This window comes from Azospirillum sp. 11R-A (assembly GCF_049472615.1).
In the GTDB taxonomy this organism is placed as follows: Bacteria; Pseudomonadota; Alphaproteobacteria; order Azospirillales; family Azospirillaceae; genus Azospirillum; species Azospirillum palustre.
Genome location: NZ_JBCEBL010000005.1, coordinates 261028 through 276102 on the forward strand (window position 1 = coordinate 261028; position 15075 = coordinate 276102).

A 15075-nucleotide genomic window follows, 5' to 3' on the forward strand; every position below is an offset into this window, starting at 1 on the left:
GTCTCTCCCTTCGCTTCAACCCTGCGGCGCGAAGACGACGCGCAGGCAGTCGTCGGCCTTCTCCTTGAACATGCGGTAGGCCTGCGGGCCGTCGTCCAGCGGCAGCCGGTGGGTCATCAGATAGGAAGGGTCCAGCTCGCCGTTGCGGATGTGCTCGAACAGCCGCTCGGCATAGCGCTGGCCGTTCTGCTGGCCCATGCGGAAGGTCAGGCCCTTGTTCATCGCCGCCCCCATCGGGAACTTGTCGATCAGCCCGCCATAGACGCCGACGATGGACAGGGTGCCGCCCTTGCGGCAGCTCTCGATCATCTGGCGCAGCACCGCCGGCCGGTCGGTTTGCAGCCCGACCGCCTGCTTGGCCCGGTCGTACAAATCCTCCACCGCGTTCGACCCGCTGTCGGCCTCCATGCCGACGGCGTCGATGCAGACGTCGGGACCGCGCCCGCCGGTCATCGCCTGAAGCGCGTCGAAGATGTCGACCCGGCTGTAATCCAGCGTCTCCGCCCCCGCCTTCATCTGGGCTGCGCGCAGCCGGTCGGGAACGCGGTCGATGCCGATCACCCGCTCCGCCCCCAGCAGAGTGGCGCTGCGGATCGCCATCTGGCCGACGCCGCCGCAGCCCCACACCGCCACCACGTCGCCCGGCTTGATGCCCGCCATGTCGGCGGCCATGTAGCCGGTCGGCACGGCGTCGGACACGAAGACCGCCTTCTCGTCGCTCACCCCGTCGGGCACGCGGAAGGCGTTGAAGTCGGCGTAGGGCACGCGGATGTATTCGGCATGGCTGCCGGCATAGCCGCCGAAGGCGTGGCTGTAGCCGAAGATGCCGGCGCCGCAATGGCCGTAGGCGGTGCGGGCATGGTCCGGGTTCGGGTTGGAGTTGTCGCACAGCGAGCTTTCGCCGTGCCGGCAGTGCCCGCAATGGCCGCAGCCGATGATCGACACCGTGATGACCCGGTCGCCGCGGTTGAGATAGCGGACCTCCGGCCCCTTCTCCACGATCTCGCCCAGGAACTCGTGGCCGATGATGTCGCCGGGCCGCATGGTCGGCACATAGCCGTCGATCAGATGCAGGTCCGACCCGCAGACCGACGACAGAGCCACCTTGACGATCACGTCATGCGGATTGACCAGCACCGGGTCGGGCACCCGCTCCACCCGCAGGTCGTTGGTTCCGTTCCAGCAGAGCGCCTTCATTCCGTCGCCTCCCGGAAGGGGCCGGAGGTTCCGCCGCGCGGCTGCCGCTCGATGGTGGACAGCTCGCCCGTCTCCACCCGCTGCTTCAGCCGGCGCAGCGCCTCCTCCGCCTGTCCCGCCGGCGTGACGCCCAGCAGCGCCGCCACCTCGGTCGCCGGCACGCGGTAGACCAGCGTCAGCCGCACCTCCGTCCCGCGGTCGCCCGGCGCCGGGCTCAGCATCAGCGAGGCGCGGTGCGGCAGGGCCGTCTCGCCCACCGTGTGCCAGGTCAGCAGCCGGTCCTCGTCGACGCGGTCCAGCACGCAGCGCCAGCTCGGCGCCTCATTCGCCGACGCTGTCGCGGATTTGCCGAGCCAGCGGCTTTCGGTCGCCGACAGCACATCGACCCGTTCAAGCTGCGGCATCAGCTTCGGCAGGTTGGCGAAGTTGCGCCAGAAGCGGAAGATCGTCCCGGCATCCGACGCGATGGTGACCACCGCCTGCGTCCGTTCCGGCGTCAGCGACCGGCGGCGGGTGGCCGGACCCTGGTGGCGCCATGCGCCGGGGTTCGGTGCGGTGCCGAGCGACCGCTCGCCGAAGGGCCGCAGCCCGAGGGCACCGGCGGCGAACAGGCCGGCGCCGCCGAGCGCCATCATCGCCCCGCCCCAGCCCGACCGCTGCAATCCCAGAACGCCGAGTGCCGTACCGCCGACCATGGCAAGCCAGCGGCCGCCGGTCGCGGCATCGCCAGATCCCGCGCCCGCAAAGCCTGCCCCCAGGCCCGAGAGGAAAGAGTCCGGCTGCGGCCAGCGGCCGCCCCGCCCGGTCAAACTGTTCGACGCCATCGCCGCTCCTTTCCCGTCTGTGCAAAGGCTATGGACAGAGAACAGCCGGGTTGCGGCTTCGTTGCCTCACCCGCCGCCTTACTTGCCGCCTTACTTGCCGTGGTAAGCGGCAACCGCAGGGCGTCTGCGCTGTTGATCTCCACAGCAAAGATCGGATGGGAGGATGCCGTGCCTCTTCTGGACGCCACCATGGGCATCGTCGACGCCGAGGGCTTTCGGCCGGTGACACTGGAAACCGACCGCGGCCCTGTCCAGGCCCGCTTCTACCCGGCGCCGGACGGCGAACTGGCGGTGCTGTGGATCGGTGGGGTCGGCGGCGGGTTCGACACCCCGGCGCGCGGGCTCTACCCGCGTCTGGCCGCGGATTTCACCGCCGACGGCGTCGCCTCGCTGCGCCTGCGCTTCCGCGATCCGCGCGACCTGGAGGAGGCGGTGCACGACGCGCTGTGCGGGCTCAGCTTCCTGGGCCGGCAGGGCATCCACCATGTGGCGCTGGTCGGCCATTCCTTCGGCGGCGCGGTGGCGATCCAGGCGGCGGCGTCGAACCGGGGCGCGGTGTGCACCGTGGTGACGCTGGCGACCCAGGGCTACGGCACCGATCCGGTCGGCGACCTGTCCTGCCCCATCCTGCTGATCCACGGCGAGGCGGACGAGATTCTGCCGGCCAGTTGCTCCATCCACGTCCACCGCAAGGCGGGAGAGCCGAAGAAGCTGGTTCTGGTCCCCGGCACCGGCCATGCGATGGAGGAGGCGTCGGAGGCGGTCTGCCGCGAGGTGCGCGACTGGCTGAAGACCTACCTGCTGGAGCGATAAGGTCTGCCGAAACGTAAGGTCTGCCGAAACGACAAGGGGCGCCACCGGCGCCCCTCCCCTCGATCTGCTTGGGAAACTCCCTCAGCTTTCCTTGGCCTTGTGCGTGTCGCTGATCGGCTGGACGCCGGCCGGCTGATCCTGCTGCTGCTGTTGGGGCTGTTGTTGCTGTTGCTGCTGTTGCTGCTCCGGCGGGGCCTCGCGCCGCGGCGGGCCGGCCTTCACGTCCTGATAGACCGCCTTGGCGATCTCCAGCAGCTCCTCCTTCGACAGACGGCCGGCCAGGGCGTAGGCCAGCGGCCCTTCGACCCAGTAGAAGGTCGCCACGTCGCCGTTCTGGGTGAAGCTGAAGTTGGACTGGTTGCCGCTCTGCGGAGCGCCGACGAACAGGGTGATCCGCTTGTTGCCGTCGTTGGCGTACATGTACTGCGCGCCGGCGCCGAGGTCGGTCGGCAGCGAGCGGCCGCCGATCAGGCGATAGCCGATGCGGCCCAGGTCCGGCCCGAACACGTCGCGGCCCATCCGCTTCGACAGCCAGCCGTTCAGCTCGTCCTGATTGTCGGCGCCAAGCTCCACCTGGAAGCGTTCGTCCGAGGTGTAGAAGCGGTGCGCCTGGGTGGCTTCCTGGGCGAAGGTGGCGAGCGTCTGGCGCTGCTGGGCGACGGGGGCGCCGGCCTGCTGGTCGACCCCGCGGCCCATCCAGCCGCCGGCGGCGCCGGCGACCACCAGCATCACCGCCGCGGCGAAGCGCACCAGCGGACGGGCATGCCAGGCCGGACGGTTGTCGTTGAAGGCGACGCGTCCCTTCAACCGGTCGGACAGCTCCTGGACGCGGTCGCTCGGCGGTTCGCGCAGGACGGTGTCGAACATCTCGTGCAGCAGGATCGCCTGGGCGCGGTAATCCTCCGCCCGGCGCGCCGCCTCCGGATCCTCGGCCAGCCATCGCTCCACCGCCAGACGGCGGTTGCCGTCCAGCTGCCCGTCGACATAGGCGTGGAGCTCGTCCTCCGTGACCCGTCCCAGTCCCTGATGCGCGTTCATCACTTCACCCGCCGGAGGGTAACGCCACCCTCGTTCGCCAGTTTCGCCCGTACCGCCTCGCGCGCCCTGGACAGGCGCGACATGACGGTCCCGATCGGCACGCCGAGCATGTCGGCGACCTCGTCGTATTTCAGGCCCTCCAGCGCCACCAGAAGCAGCACCTTGCGCTGTTCCTCCGGCAACTCGTCGACCGCGCGCATCATCTCGCGCAGCTCGACACGCTCTTCCTGCCGGGGCGGGCTGACCAGCTTGGATTCGACGTCGTCGACGTCGACCTCCTGCGGCCGGGCAGCCTTGGAACGGACCTGATTGACGTGGACGTTGTGCAGGATGGTGAAAAGCCATGCCCGCAGGTTCGTCCCCGCCTGGAAGCTGTCGGCACGCGCCACCGCGCGCGTCAGCGCCTCCTGCACCAGATCCTCCGCATCCGCGCTGTTGCGCATCAGCGCACGCGCGTAGCGCCGCAAGGACGCGATGTGGACTTCCAGATCGACCCCGAATTTGCTCAACCGCGCACCCGATCCTTAACCGATCACGCCACGGCTCACGCCATGGCCTTCCCCTTCTGCCGACAAGGCGGACGGGACGACGCGGGCGCCGCAACTCCAGAGGCCGGGCCGGCTCCTTCGACCTTGCGGCCGAATGGGAGACCCGATGCATATGGGTGCGAACGCGCGCCGCGCATCCTTTATTCCAGACTTTATGAGGCTTGCAGCAAAATTTGTGCGGTACCGCCACGCTTGTGCCGAAAAGGCTTCAGAGCGGCCCCGTCAGTTGCCGGCCAGGGCAATCCGCCGCTCCGCCAATGCCGCCAGATCGGCCCGCAGCCGCTCCACCGGCCCCGACCAGTCGCCGGGAGCCGTCTGGCGGTAGAGCCGCGCCGTCGGATACCAGGGCGACTCCTCCCGCCCGCGCAGCCAGCGCCATTCCGACCCGGCATGCAGCAGCACCGACACCGGCCGCCCCAGCGCGCCGGCCAGATGGGCCATGAAGGTGCAGGAGCTGATCACCACATCCAGCTCGCCCAGGGCCGCCGCGGTGTTGTCCATGCCCTGCAACGAGCAGCCCCAATCGACGGTGCCGGCGGGCAGCGGGACTTTGGCCATGTCGTCGCGCCCCTGCCCGAACTGGAGCACCACCGCCGTCGTCCCCGGAATGCCGAACAGCGGCAGCAGCGGCTCCAGACGGGGCGAGCGGACGCGGTCATAGCGGAAATGCACGGAACCGGCCCAGACGATGCCGATCCTCAGCCCCTCCAGACCCGCGGCCCTCCCGGCCCAGAGGGCCTTCGCCGCCTGCGAGGCGTGGAGATAGGGGATGTCCGCGGGAATGCTGTCCAGCTCGGTCCCCATCCGATGGACCAGGCTCATCACATGGGCATGCATGTCGTAGGGCGGCAGTTCCTCGTCATAGCCGAAGGCGGCGTCGACCATGCGTGAGGACCGCAGCAGCCCCAGCAGGTTTTCCTGGCCGCAGAACAGCACCCGCATCCCCTGCGCCCGCAGGATCGGCGCATAGCGGATGAACTGGATCGCATCGCCTATGCCACGGTCGGCATGGATCAGCAGGGTCGCCCCCGGCCGGATGCTGCCGTCCCAGTCCGGCCGGCCGAAACGCCGCGGCGGCTGGAACAGCGGCAGCCGCACCCTCTCCTCATAGAGCGCCGCCCCCTCGCGCAGGCGCCCCATCAGCATCAGCGCACTGCCCTGCCCGACCGCCGCCTCCGCCAGGGCCGGGTCGAGGCGGCGGGCATGGGCGAAGGGCGCCACCGCCGCTTCCGCCCGATGCCGTTGCAGATGCGCGAATCCGAGATTGCTCCAGCTTGCCGGATCGGCCGGATCGAGCACCAGCGCCCGGCAGAGCGCCGGCTGCGCCTCCTCGATCCGTCCCGCCTCGACCAGTTCCGCCCCTGCCGCGGCCCAGGCCGGCGCCGTGCCGCGAAGCCGGGCCAGCCGGGCCAGCTCCGTCGCCGCCGCCGGCATGGCCTGCCGGCGCAGGGTTTCCGCCAGATTGTTCAGGCTGCGCCCATGGTCGGGCGCCAGCAGCAGCGCCGCCCGGTAAAGCGGCAGCGCCGCCGATGCGTCGCCGCTCGCCAGCCGCAGATCGGCGAGGTCGCAGAGCAGGTCGGGAGCCAGCGCGCCGGCAAGCGCCGCCCGATGCAGGACGGCCGCCGCCTCTTCCGCCCGGCCCAGGCGCTTCAGGCAGGCCGCGAGGTTGCGGGCATAGGCCGGATTGTCCGGCGCGCTGCACAGCGACCGCCGGAACGGCGCCAGCGCCCCCACCGCATCGCCGCTGCCGATGGCCGCGACGCCGAGGATGCTCCAGCCATCGCCGTGCGCCGGATCGAGCGCCAGCGCCTGCCGCAACGCCCTGCGCGCCGCCGCCGGTTCCCGCCGCTGCAACGCAGCCGCCGCCGATTGAATGAGTTGGAGAACGTCGCCCACGACCATGCCCCGCCATGCCCCCGATCAGAGTGTTGGGTCGGTCGGGGAGGCGTGGTGGGCCCGGCCGGATTTGAACCGACGACAACACCGTTATGAGCGGCGCGTTCTAACCGCTGAACTACAGGCCCTACCGCGGGGCGCACTTTGCGACAAAGCTTTGGGGAATTGCAACCCCTCGTTCATCGCTCCGACGCGGAAACCCGAAAACGAAAACGGGGGCCGAAAGGCCCCCGCTTCGCTTCGAAAAGCTTGCTTCCCGATCGGGTGTCCCAATCAGGTATCCAGGAAACTGCGCAGCTTGCGCGACCGCGACGGGTGCTTCAGCTTGCGCAGCGCCTTCGCCTCGATCTGGCGGATACGCTCGCGGGTCACGTTGAACTGCTGGCCGACCTCTTCCAGCGTGTGGTCGGTGTTCATGCCGATGCCGAAGCGCATGCGCAGCACACGCTCCTCGCGCGGCGTCAGCGAGGCCAGCACGCGGGTCGTCGTCTCGCGCAGGTTCGCCTGGATGGCGGCGTCCAGCGGCAGGACCGCGTTCTTGTCCTCGATGAAATCGCCGAGATGCGAATCCTCCTCGTCGCCGATCGGCGTTTCAAGGGAGATCGGCTCCTTGGCGATCTTCAGGACCTTGCGGACCTTCTCCAGCGGCATCATCAGACGCTCGGCCAGCTCTTCCGGGGTCGGCTCGCGGCCGATCTCGTGCAGCATCTGGCGGCTGGTGCGGACCAGCTTGTTGATCGTCTCGATCATGTGGACCGGGATGCGGATGGTCCGCGCCTGGTCCGCGATGGAGCGGGTGATGGCCTGACGAATCCACCAGGTGGCGTAGGTCGAGAACTTGTAGCCGCGCCGGTACTCGAACTTGTCCACCGCCTTCATCAGGCCGATGTTGCCCTCCTGGATCAGGTCCAGGAACTGCAGGCCGCGGTTCGTGTACTTCTTGGCGATGGAGATGACGAGACGCAGGTTGGCCTCGACCATCTCCTTCTTGGCGCGGCTCGCTTCCTTTTCGCCCTTTTGGACGGTGGAGACGATGCGGCGGAACTCGTTGATCGGCAGACGCGCTTCCTCAGCGACGTTCGAGATCGACTCGCGCGTCTTGCGGATTTCGCTGTCGTACTTCTCAGCGAACTTGCCCCAGGTCTTGGGGTTCAGGCCACGGATTCGCTCCAGCCAGTTCGGGTCCAGCTCGTGGCCGAAATACTGGTTCAGGAAGTCCTCGCGCTTCACCCGGCACTCGGTGGCCATGCGCAGCAGGCGGCCTTCGAAGCCGGTCAGCTTGCGGTTCAGGCCATAGAGCTGCTCGACCAGCTGCTCGATGCGCTGGTTGTTCAGGCGGACGGTGTTCATCAGCTCGACCATTTCGAGCTTCAGCTTGTCGTACTTCTTGTCCGTCTGCTTGGCGACGTCCTCGCCGCGCTGCATCGACCCCATACGGGACTCGTGCAGCTTGTGCAGCTTGTCGTAGGTCGCCTTGATGTTCTCGAAGGTCTCGATGACCTGCGGCTTCAACGCGGCTTCCATCGCGGACAGCGACAGGCTGTTGTCGCCCTCGTCGCCTTCCTCGCCCTCTTCGCCCTCGCCTTCGGCGCGCGGCGGACGCGGCTCGTCGCCTTCCTCACCGGCCGGCGCATCGGCACCGGCGGCGGCGGGAGCGGCGGCGGCGCCTCCGGGGACGGCGCCAGGGGTGCCGGCGGCCTCGACCACCTCGGCAAGACCCTCCGGAATCTCCTCACCGTCCGGGCCACCGCCATAGGTGGCGTCCAGATCGATGATGTCGCGCAGCAGCATCTTCCCTTCCATCAGGGAATCATGCCACTCCAGAATGGCGCGGATGGTCAGCGGCGATTCGCAGATCGCGCCGATCATCATCTCGCGGCCGGCTTCGATCCGCTTGGCGATGGCGATTTCGCCTTCGCGCGACAGCAGCTCCACCGACCCCATCTCGCGCAGGTACATGCGCACGGGATCGTCGGTGCGGCCGATGTCGTCGTCGTCGAGGTTGCCCGACGAACGGCCTTCGCCTTCGCCCGCACCCTCGCCGCTGTTCTCCGAATCCTGCTCTTCCGATTCGACGATGTTGATGCCCATCTCGGACAGCATCGCCATCGTGTCTTCGATCTGCTCGGACGAGGACGAATCCTGTGGCAGCGCTGCGTTCAGCTCGTCATAGGTGACATACCCGCGCTCCTTGCCGCGGGCGATCATCTTCTTGACGGCCAAACCCATGCCGTCCATCAGAGGACCGTCTGCGGATTCCTCCCGCGTTTCGGAAACTTCCACGCTGTTCGCAGCTTTCGTGGCCATGCGATCGGTGCCCCCGCATTACCCCAGTGAATAAAGACGAAAGGAGCGCCCGGTCCCGGTTTCCCGGCCCGTCCGCCCCAACCCCCAACCATGTATCTACCCAGAACCCGCCATCACAGAAACTGTCATGCGGCCCCGTCCTGTTGCCCTCTGTACCCATCAACCGACATCCGATTGCCGACGATATGCATCGTCAACCGTCAGAGGTCGTCAAAGTCACTGTCCGCGATACCCATGCCGGACTTTATGACCTCCTGCTGAAGAGCCACGACCCTCGCGAAGTTGGCCTCGCTGTTGTCACGGGTCAGAGCGGCCTTCGCTTCCCTAAGATCGTCGAGCACCCGCTCGTGATGCAGATGCCGCCACGCAGGCCACCATCCCTTCCGAGCATCCTCCGTGGAGGCGTCCGGACGGGCGAAGCCGGCATGGACATAGGTCGACTCGCCTAGCAAAGCACCGACCATTGTCTCATGGCCGGCGGATGACAAGTGGCGACAAAGCGCATCGGCGTCAAGTGTCGAGTCGTGGTTGCGGTCGTCGGAAAGGCATTCGATGACCGCCCGGCGCAGTTTTTCGAGATCCGGGTCACCGAATGGCAACAGCCCCAGCGGCTCGGCCAGTTCGCCGAACAAATCCGGATGGTTGATCAGCGTGGCCAGCAGAATGCGCTCGCGCATCGACGCGAGGCGGGAGGCGCGGCCGCGCCCCTCCCCCGCCGGCTTGGAGGTCAGGCGTCCGGGCGTGCCCGGCACATGGCGGCGCGGCGCCTCGCCGAAGCGTCCCCGCCCCTGCCCCGGCACCCACGGTCCGCGGTTGTAGGCCGGCCGCACAGGAGCGAAGGCCTCGTCGACGCGGCGGCGCATCTCGGTGCGGTAGAAGCTCTGGACGTCACGGTCGGCGATGGTGGCGACGCGGGCCTCCAGCGCCGCCTTCACCGCGGCCTTGGCCTCCGGCGTGTCGGTCGGCCGCCCCTCGCTCTCCATCCGCCACAGGGCGTCGGACAGCGGGATGGCGGCCTCCAGCACCGCTCCCATCGCCTTCGCCCCCTGGGCGCGGATCAGGCTGTCGGGGTCCTCGCCCTCCGGCAGGAAGGCGACGCGGGCCGACTGGCCGGGAGCGAGGTGCGGCAGGATGCGCTCCACCGCCCGCCAAGCCGCCCGCCGGCCGGCATTGTCGCCGTCGAAGCACAGGAAGGGCACCTTCTCCGCCGCCGGAATCAGTTTCCACAGCTCCTGCACCTGGGTCTCGGTCAGCGCGGTGCCCAGCGGCGCCACCGCCCCCTCGAAGCCGGCGCGGACCAGCGCGATCACGTCCATGTAGCCTTCGGCGACGATCACCGGCTTGCCGTCCGCCGCCGCCTGCCGCGCCCGCGACAGGCCGTAGAGCAGCGTGCCCTTGTGGAAGAGCGGCGTGTCGGCGGTGTTGACGTATTTCGGTCCGTCGCCCTCCAGGATGCGGCCGCCGAAGGCGACCACCTGCCCGCGCCGGTCGGTCACCGGGAACATCACGCGGTTGCGGAAGAAGCTGTAGGGCGACCGGCCATCGTCCGGCCGCTTCAACAGCCCGGCATTGACCATGTCCTCGTCGGAGAAGCCCTGCTTGCCGAGATATGTCCTCAGCGCATTCGAATCGCCGGGCGCATAGCCCAGCCGGAAGCGCGCGATGGTCTCGCCGTCCAGACCGCGCCGCATGAAATAATCGAGCCCCGTCCGCCCGGCGGAGGTGTGCAGTTGCTGTTCGAACCAGCGCGCCGCCTGCTCGACGAGGTCGTGCAGGGTCTTGCGCCGTTCGTAGCGCTGGCGGTCCTCCTCCGTCGGGCGCGGCACCGGCAGCCCGGCCTCGCCGGCCAGATGTTCGACCGCCTCGGGGAAGCCGAGATTGTCGTGGCGCATGACGAAGCCGATGATGTCGCCATGGGCGCCGCAACCGAAGCAATGAAAAAAGCCCTTCTGGTCGTTGACGTAGAAGGAGGGCGACTTCTCATTGTGGAAGGGACAGGGGGCCTTGTACTCGCGGCCGGCGCGGATCAGCCGCAGCCGCTTGGAGACCACTTCCGACAGGGTCAGCCGGGTGCGCAGTTCTTCCAGGAATTGGGGCGGGAAAGCCATGGTCGAACGGTCACCGGATACGAAGGACGACAAGCGGAAGCGATGGGGGTCACGCTATAGCAGAGGCATAGTATGGGAACCAGCGCCGCCGGCCCCAAGGGCGCAGACGGCGCAGATCAGTCCGGCTGCCTCACGAGATGCGTCCCGGCATAGAGTGTATGCAGAGGGGCTTCATAGCCGATGCTTTCCAGACCCAGCACGTCATCCGCCATGATCACCAACGGGCTCTCCGGCCAGCTTCCGTCGGCCTGCCGACGCAGAAGCTCCGCCCCAACCCCTGCCGTCCACAGAACCAGGATTTCGCGGACCGACGGTAGCGTGGTGTAGGTCCAGACATTTTCCCAGGTCTCAGCCTCGTTGCTGGGCGAGAGGATCTCGATCAGCAGCACCGGGTCGGGCAGAGTGCGGAGCCCGCGCTCGTCGGGCGTGCAGGTCACACCCAGGTCGGGGATGCGCAGGTTGTGGCTGGAGCGGACGCGGGGCTGTACGCCGGGAGCGGTCACGATATGGCAGCCGGGTGTCCGGTCGGCCAGATGGTTGCCGATCAGGCGGGCTACAGTGCTTTGCAGGATGCCATGGGTGATGCTCGCCGGGGCCATGGCGCGCGGCTCGCCATTCACCAGTTCGTACCGCGTGTCGGTACCGTCGCCGCTCCAGTCCAGGAACTCCGCGACGGTCATGCCTGAGAAAGTGGGCTTGCGGACCGCGACCATTCCACCGTCCTCCCGACTGCTGCACGCCACCCTGGGGCGCAAGCCTGGCCTCGGGTTCCCCCTCGGCGGCCAGCGCCCCGTCAGCCCGGCCTTACTTGCCGGAGAGCCGGGCCTTCAGCAGACCACCGGCCTTGGCGAAATCCATCTGGCCGGCATGGCGGGCCTTCAGCTCGGCCATCACCTTGCCCATGTCCTTGATGCTGGCCGCACCCAGCTCGGTCACGATGGCGTCGATGGCGGCGGCAACCTCCTCCTCGGTCATCTGCCTGGGCAGATAACGCTCGATGACCGCGATCTCCTCGCGCTCCTGCTGGGCCAGTTCGGGACGCCCGCCCTGCTCGTACATCGCCGCCGATTCGGTGCGCTGCTTCACCATGCCCTGCAGCATCGACAGGATGCCCGCCTCGTCGATGCCATCGGTCACGCCGCGCCCCCGGGCTTCGATGTCGCGGTCCTTCAGGCCGGCGAGGATCATGCGGATGGTGGACACCGCGCGCTGGTCCTTCGCGCGCATCGCATCCTTGAGGCTGTCGTTGAACTGCGTGCGCAGTGTCATGTCCCGTTTTCCTTGGTTCGTCGGGCCGGGATAGGAGGCTCCGGCCGGACAGCCGACTATTCCGAAAATGGCCGCCGATTTCCACGGCAAAAGCCCCAGCCGGCAAATGGGTGCCCCGCGACCGTCCGACTTTGTCCGCGGATCAGGGCCGCCTTGCAAAGCTATTGCTGGAAATCCTGCGTCCAATCGTCATATAGGATGTCCGGCCCATCCGATCAGCCCACTCGATCCCACGTCGCTGCCCATTCCGGCGGATGTGGGGTGCGAGCGGCTACGTGTGCGCGCCCGGCGGGACGCTAGGCCGTCGCCGTTCCGCCGATCACCCGATCCGTCGCCGGCCGCGGTTTTTGGGAAGGTTTACAGGAATGACTCTCGCCACTCCCCCCTCCGACAATGCGGTTCACACCGGCGTCCTGGTCTTGGCCGACGGCACCGTGTTCCGCGGCCGAGGCATCGGCGCCACGGGGGATTCGGTGGGCGAGGTGTGCTTCAACACCTCCATGACCGGCTATCAGGAAATCCTGACCGATCCCAGCTATGCCGGCCAGATCATCACCTTCACCTTCCCGCACATCGGCAACACCGGCGCCAACCTTGAGGACATCGAGACGATCACGCCGGCCGCCCGCGGCCTGATCCTGCGCGCCGACATCACCGATCCGTCGAACTGGCGCGCCACCCGCCACCTCGACGACTGGCTGAAGAGCTACGGCCTCGTCGGTCTGACCGGCATCGACACCCGCCGCCTGACCCGCCGCATCCGCGACCTGGGCGCGCCCAACGGCGTCGTCGCCCATGCGCCGGACGGCAAGTTCGACATCGAGGCGCTGGTCGCCAAGGCCAAGGGCTGGCCGGGTCTGGAGGGCATGGATCTGGCCAAGGACGTGTCCTGCCGCCAGACCTACGACTGGACCGAGGCCGGCTGGACCATCGGCGGCGGCTATGCCACGCTGGACAAGCCGCAGTACCATGTCGTCGCCATCGATTACGGCGCCAAGCGCAACATCCTGCGCTGCCTCGCCGCCGCCGGCTGCAAGGTGACGGTGGTGCCGTCGACCGCCACGGTCGAGGACGTGATGCGCCACCAGCCGGACGGCGTCTTCCTGTCCAACGGCCCCGGCGACCCCGCCGCCACCGGCGAATATGCCGTGCCGACGATCAAGGGCCTGCTCGACACCGGCGTGCCGATGTTCGGCATCTGCCTCGGCCACCAGATGCTGTCGCTGGCGCTGGGCGCCAAGACCACCAAGATGCAGCAGGGCCACCGCGGCGCCAACCATCCGGTGAAGGATCTGGCGAGCGGCCGGGTGGAGATCACCAGCCAGAACCATGGCTTCGTCGTGATGCCGGAGACGCTGCCGGCCGACGCCGAGGTCACCCATGTAAGCCTGTTCGACGGCACCAACGAAGGCATCCGCCTGAAGGGCAAGCCGGTCTTCTCGGTGCAGTACCACCCGGAAGCCTCGCCCGGCCCGCAGGACAGCCACTATCTGTTCGACCGCTTCGTCCAGCTGATCGCCGAGAAGAAGGCGGCCTGAGGCCGGATCGCCGGCAGGTCATGAAAAGGGGGGAGCCGTTCGCGCGGCTCCCCCTTTTTCTATTTGGCATTACGGTCTTTGTCGGGGGCCAGCGTTGCCGCGGTCGCCGTGCGCGGCTGTACCCGCTGGATGCCACCATAGCAGCTGGTGCCACCACGTCCGCCGGGCGATCCGGCAGCCTGGCCGTACTGGGTGCAATCCGCAGTCTGGCTGGCGGCGGTTTGGTTGGCGGCTGCCTTTTCGCCGTCATGCTTCTGGTCGCGAGGCTGTGATTTGGGATCGTTCACAGTGGCCTCCTGGAGGTTGCGGACCATATCCTTTATGGCCTCTCCTAGATTGCCAACATGGTCAGCGATCAGCGGTTCCAACAGATATGCGTCTTCCCGACCATCCGTTTTCCCACAAGCCCCATCGGGCCGCCGAGCCAGACGGCCCCGCCTGCCCGCTCTGCGGCCGGCCGATGGTGCCGGGCGCCAGCCTGAACGAACACCATCTGATCCCCCGCACCTATGGCGGGCGCGAGACGGTGACGATGCACCGCATCTGCCATGCGAAAATCCATGCGGTGCTGACCGAGCAGCAGCTGCGCGACCGGTATCACGAGATCGACGCCCTGCGCGGCCATCCCGACATCGCCGGCTTCATCCGCTGGGTCCGCCGCAAGCCGCCGGAATTCAACGACGGCCACGCCACCGACCGGCAAGCCGGAGACCGGCGGCGGCGCAAGCGCTGAACGCTGGAGTCAGCCCTGGCGGACGGTCCGCCGCGTGGCGGGTTTCGGCAGGTAATTGCGGGCTTCACCGTTGCAGACCCGGCTGACCCGCTCATACTCCTCGACCGTATCGACCTGGGCCTGCCGGCGGTCGCGCTCGCGACCGAACTCCTGCATGATCCGCCGCATCGCCGATTCGAGCGGCCGGCGGACCGCCGCCATCGCCTGCGACTGGCTGCGCGACCGCACCGGCGCCATCTCCGCGATAACCTGATCCAGCCGGCTGCGGATCTGCGGCATCATCTCCTGCAGCAGGGCCTCGTCCACCGCGACATGGCGCATCTCGTGGGCAAGCACCTCGCCATGCAGGCAGGAGCCGGCGGGGATTTCCCGGGCGACATGGACGATGCGCTGCTGGAAGCCGAAACTGATGGCAAGCTTGCTGGCCGAGGCGCAATAGGTGCCGTCGCCCATCGTCTTGAACAGGGCCGACACCTGGGACTGCTCGCCGTAGCGCGCCTGGGTCAGCCCCAGCACATGGCTGTCGGTGGTGCTGACCGGACCCGGCGTGCGTCCCGGCAGGCGGGTGAGCTGCGGGATCGACAGCGCATCGTCACGCTGGATCGGCGCCAGCACGGTGTCGAGGTCCAGCGTGGCCGGCGGAAATCCGGTGCAGCCGTTCGACTGCGCCGCAGCCGGCGACATGGACAGCAGGATTGCCGCAAGGGCGAGGAACAGGAGGCGAACGGTCATCCCAGCACTGTTACCGGGAAACCGTTCTCCTACAAGAGATTTGGCGGCAAGAGATTTGACGGCAAGAGATAT

The 15075-nt window shown here is 68.1% G+C and carries 14 protein-coding genes and 1 tRNA gene; 3 read left to right on the forward strand and 12 right to left on the reverse strand.

The window, feature by feature from the left end; translation table 11 throughout:
- Positions 1–15: 15 nt before the first annotated feature.
- Positions 16–1197 carry a zinc-dependent alcohol dehydrogenase gene (locus tag VH569_RS10460; RefSeq protein ID WP_423315288.1) on the reverse strand — a complete coding sequence of 394 codons (1182 nt, stop codon included), beginning with the start codon at positions 1195–1197 and terminating at the stop codon, positions 16–18.
- Positions 1194–2021, reverse strand: a complete 828-nt coding sequence (locus tag VH569_RS10465; protein ID WP_423315289.1) for an SRPBCC family protein — start codon at positions 2019–2021, stop codon at positions 1194–1196. Before VH569_RS10465 ends, VH569_RS10460 begins: the two co-directional genes overlap by 4 nt.
- Before the next feature lie 168 nt (positions 2022–2189).
- Here VH569_RS10465 and VH569_RS10470 point away from each other — a divergent pair, with 168 nt between their 5' ends.
- Positions 2190–2834 carry an alpha/beta hydrolase gene (locus VH569_RS10470; protein ID WP_174471909.1) on the forward strand — a complete coding sequence of 215 codons (645 nt, stop codon included), beginning with the start codon at positions 2190–2192 and terminating at the stop codon, positions 2832–2834.
- Between the two features lie 81 nt (positions 2835–2915).
- On the opposite strand, the gene VH569_RS10475 is transcribed toward VH569_RS10470, so the two are convergent.
- The 8 genes from VH569_RS10475 to VH569_RS10510 form a co-directional block, all read right to left on the reverse strand.
- Complete coding sequence (locus VH569_RS10475; RefSeq protein WP_423315290.1) at positions 2916–3872, reverse strand: anti-sigma factor family protein; 957 nt, start codon at positions 3870–3872, stop codon at positions 2916–2918.
- Entirely contained in the window at positions 3872–4381 is a 510-nt protein-coding gene (locus VH569_RS10480; protein ID WP_042703142.1) for a sigma-70 family RNA polymerase sigma factor, read from the reverse strand. The genes VH569_RS10475 and VH569_RS10480 overlap by 1 nt, the downstream gene beginning before the upstream one ends.
- A gap of 261 nt (positions 4382–4642) precedes the next feature.
- Positions 4643–6316: a tetratricopeptide repeat protein gene (locus VH569_RS10485; protein ID WP_423315291.1), complete on the reverse strand. Its 1674-nt coding sequence runs from the start codon at positions 6314–6316 to the stop codon at positions 4643–4645.
- A gap of 52 nt (positions 6317–6368) precedes the next feature.
- Positions 6369–6444 (reverse strand) — tRNA-Ile (locus tag VH569_RS10490).
- A gap of 145 nt (positions 6445–6589) precedes the next feature.
- Positions 6590–8623, reverse strand: a complete 2034-nt coding sequence (rpoD, locus tag VH569_RS10495; RefSeq protein WP_423315292.1) for an RNA polymerase sigma factor RpoD — start codon at positions 8621–8623, stop codon at positions 6590–6592.
- A gap of 200 nt (positions 8624–8823) precedes the next feature.
- Complete coding sequence (gene dnaG, locus VH569_RS10500; RefSeq protein ID WP_423315293.1) at positions 8824–10731, reverse strand: DNA primase; 1908 nt, start codon at positions 10729–10731, stop codon at positions 8824–8826.
- A 116-nt stretch (positions 10732–10847) separates the two neighbouring features.
- Entirely contained in the window at positions 10848–11444 is a 597-nt protein-coding gene (locus VH569_RS10505; protein WP_423315294.1) for a Uma2 family endonuclease, read from the reverse strand.
- A gap of 91 nt (positions 11445–11535) precedes the next feature.
- Complete coding sequence (locus tag VH569_RS10510) at positions 11536–12000, reverse strand: GatB/YqeY domain-containing protein (protein WP_423315295.1); 465 nt, start codon at positions 11998–12000, stop codon at positions 11536–11538.
- Positions 12001–12365: 365 nt separating this feature from the next.
- Between VH569_RS10510 and carA the strand changes: the two genes are divergently transcribed.
- Complete coding sequence (gene carA, locus VH569_RS10515) at positions 12366–13538, forward strand: glutamine-hydrolyzing carbamoyl-phosphate synthase small subunit (protein ID WP_423315296.1); 1173 nt, start codon at positions 12366–12368, stop codon at positions 13536–13538.
- Positions 13539–13597: 59 nt separating this feature from the next.
- Here carA and VH569_RS10520 read toward each other — a convergent pair whose 3' ends face one another.
- Positions 13598–13906 (reverse strand): hypothetical protein, encoded by a 309-nt coding sequence (locus VH569_RS10520; RefSeq protein ID WP_423315297.1) that lies wholly within the window; start codon positions 13904–13906, stop codon positions 13598–13600.
- A gap of 5 nt (positions 13907–13911) precedes the next feature.
- Between VH569_RS10520 and VH569_RS10525 the strand changes: the two genes are divergently transcribed.
- Positions 13912–14271, forward strand: a complete 360-nt coding sequence (locus tag VH569_RS10525) for an HNH endonuclease (protein ID WP_423315298.1) — start codon at positions 13912–13914, stop codon at positions 14269–14271.
- A 9-nt stretch (positions 14272–14280) separates the two neighbouring features.
- Here VH569_RS10525 and VH569_RS10530 read toward each other — a convergent pair whose 3' ends face one another.
- Positions 14281–15003: a hypothetical protein gene (locus tag VH569_RS10530; protein WP_423315299.1), complete on the reverse strand. Its 723-nt coding sequence runs from the start codon at positions 15001–15003 to the stop codon at positions 14281–14283.
- Between the last annotated feature and the right edge of the window lie 72 nt (positions 15004–15075).

What these genes read in the sequence shown, in the direction of transcription:
- rpoD (WP_423315292.1), bottom strand. Translation starts at nt 8,623, where the DNA reads ATGGCCACGAAAGCTGCGAACAGCGTGGAAGTTTCCGAAACGCGGGAG.
- dnaG (WP_423315293.1), bottom strand. Translation starts at nt 10,731, where the DNA reads ATGGCTTTCCCGCCCCAATTCCTGGAAGAACTGCGCACCCGGCTGACC.
- VH569_RS10465 (WP_423315289.1), bottom strand. Translation starts at nt 2,021, where the DNA reads ATGGCGTCGAACAGTTTGACCGGGCGGGGCGGCCGCTGGCCGCAGCCG.
- carA (WP_423315296.1), top strand. Translation starts at nt 12,366, where the DNA reads ATGACTCTCGCCACTCCCCCCTCCGACAATGCGGTTCACACCGGCGTC.
- VH569_RS10525 (WP_423315298.1), top strand. Translation starts at nt 13,912, where the DNA reads ATGCGTCTTCCCGACCATCCGTTTTCCCACAAGCCCCATCGGGCCGCC.
- VH569_RS10530 (WP_423315299.1), bottom strand. Translation starts at nt 15,003, where the DNA reads ATGACCGTTCGCCTCCTGTTCCTCGCCCTTGCGGCAATCCTGCTGTCC.
- VH569_RS10510 (WP_423315295.1), bottom strand. Translation starts at nt 12,000, where the DNA reads ATGACACTGCGCACGCAGTTCAACGACAGCCTCAAGGATGCGATGCGC.
- VH569_RS10460 (WP_423315288.1), bottom strand. Translation starts at nt 1,197, where the DNA reads ATGAAGGCGCTCTGCTGGAACGGAACCAACGACCTGCGGGTGGAGCGG.
- VH569_RS10475 (WP_423315290.1), bottom strand. Translation starts at nt 3,872, where the DNA reads ATGAACGCGCATCAGGGACTGGGACGGGTCACGGAGGACGAGCTCCAC.
- VH569_RS10505 (WP_423315294.1), bottom strand. Translation starts at nt 11,444, where the DNA reads ATGGTCGCGGTCCGCAAGCCCACTTTCTCAGGCATGACCGTCGCGGAG.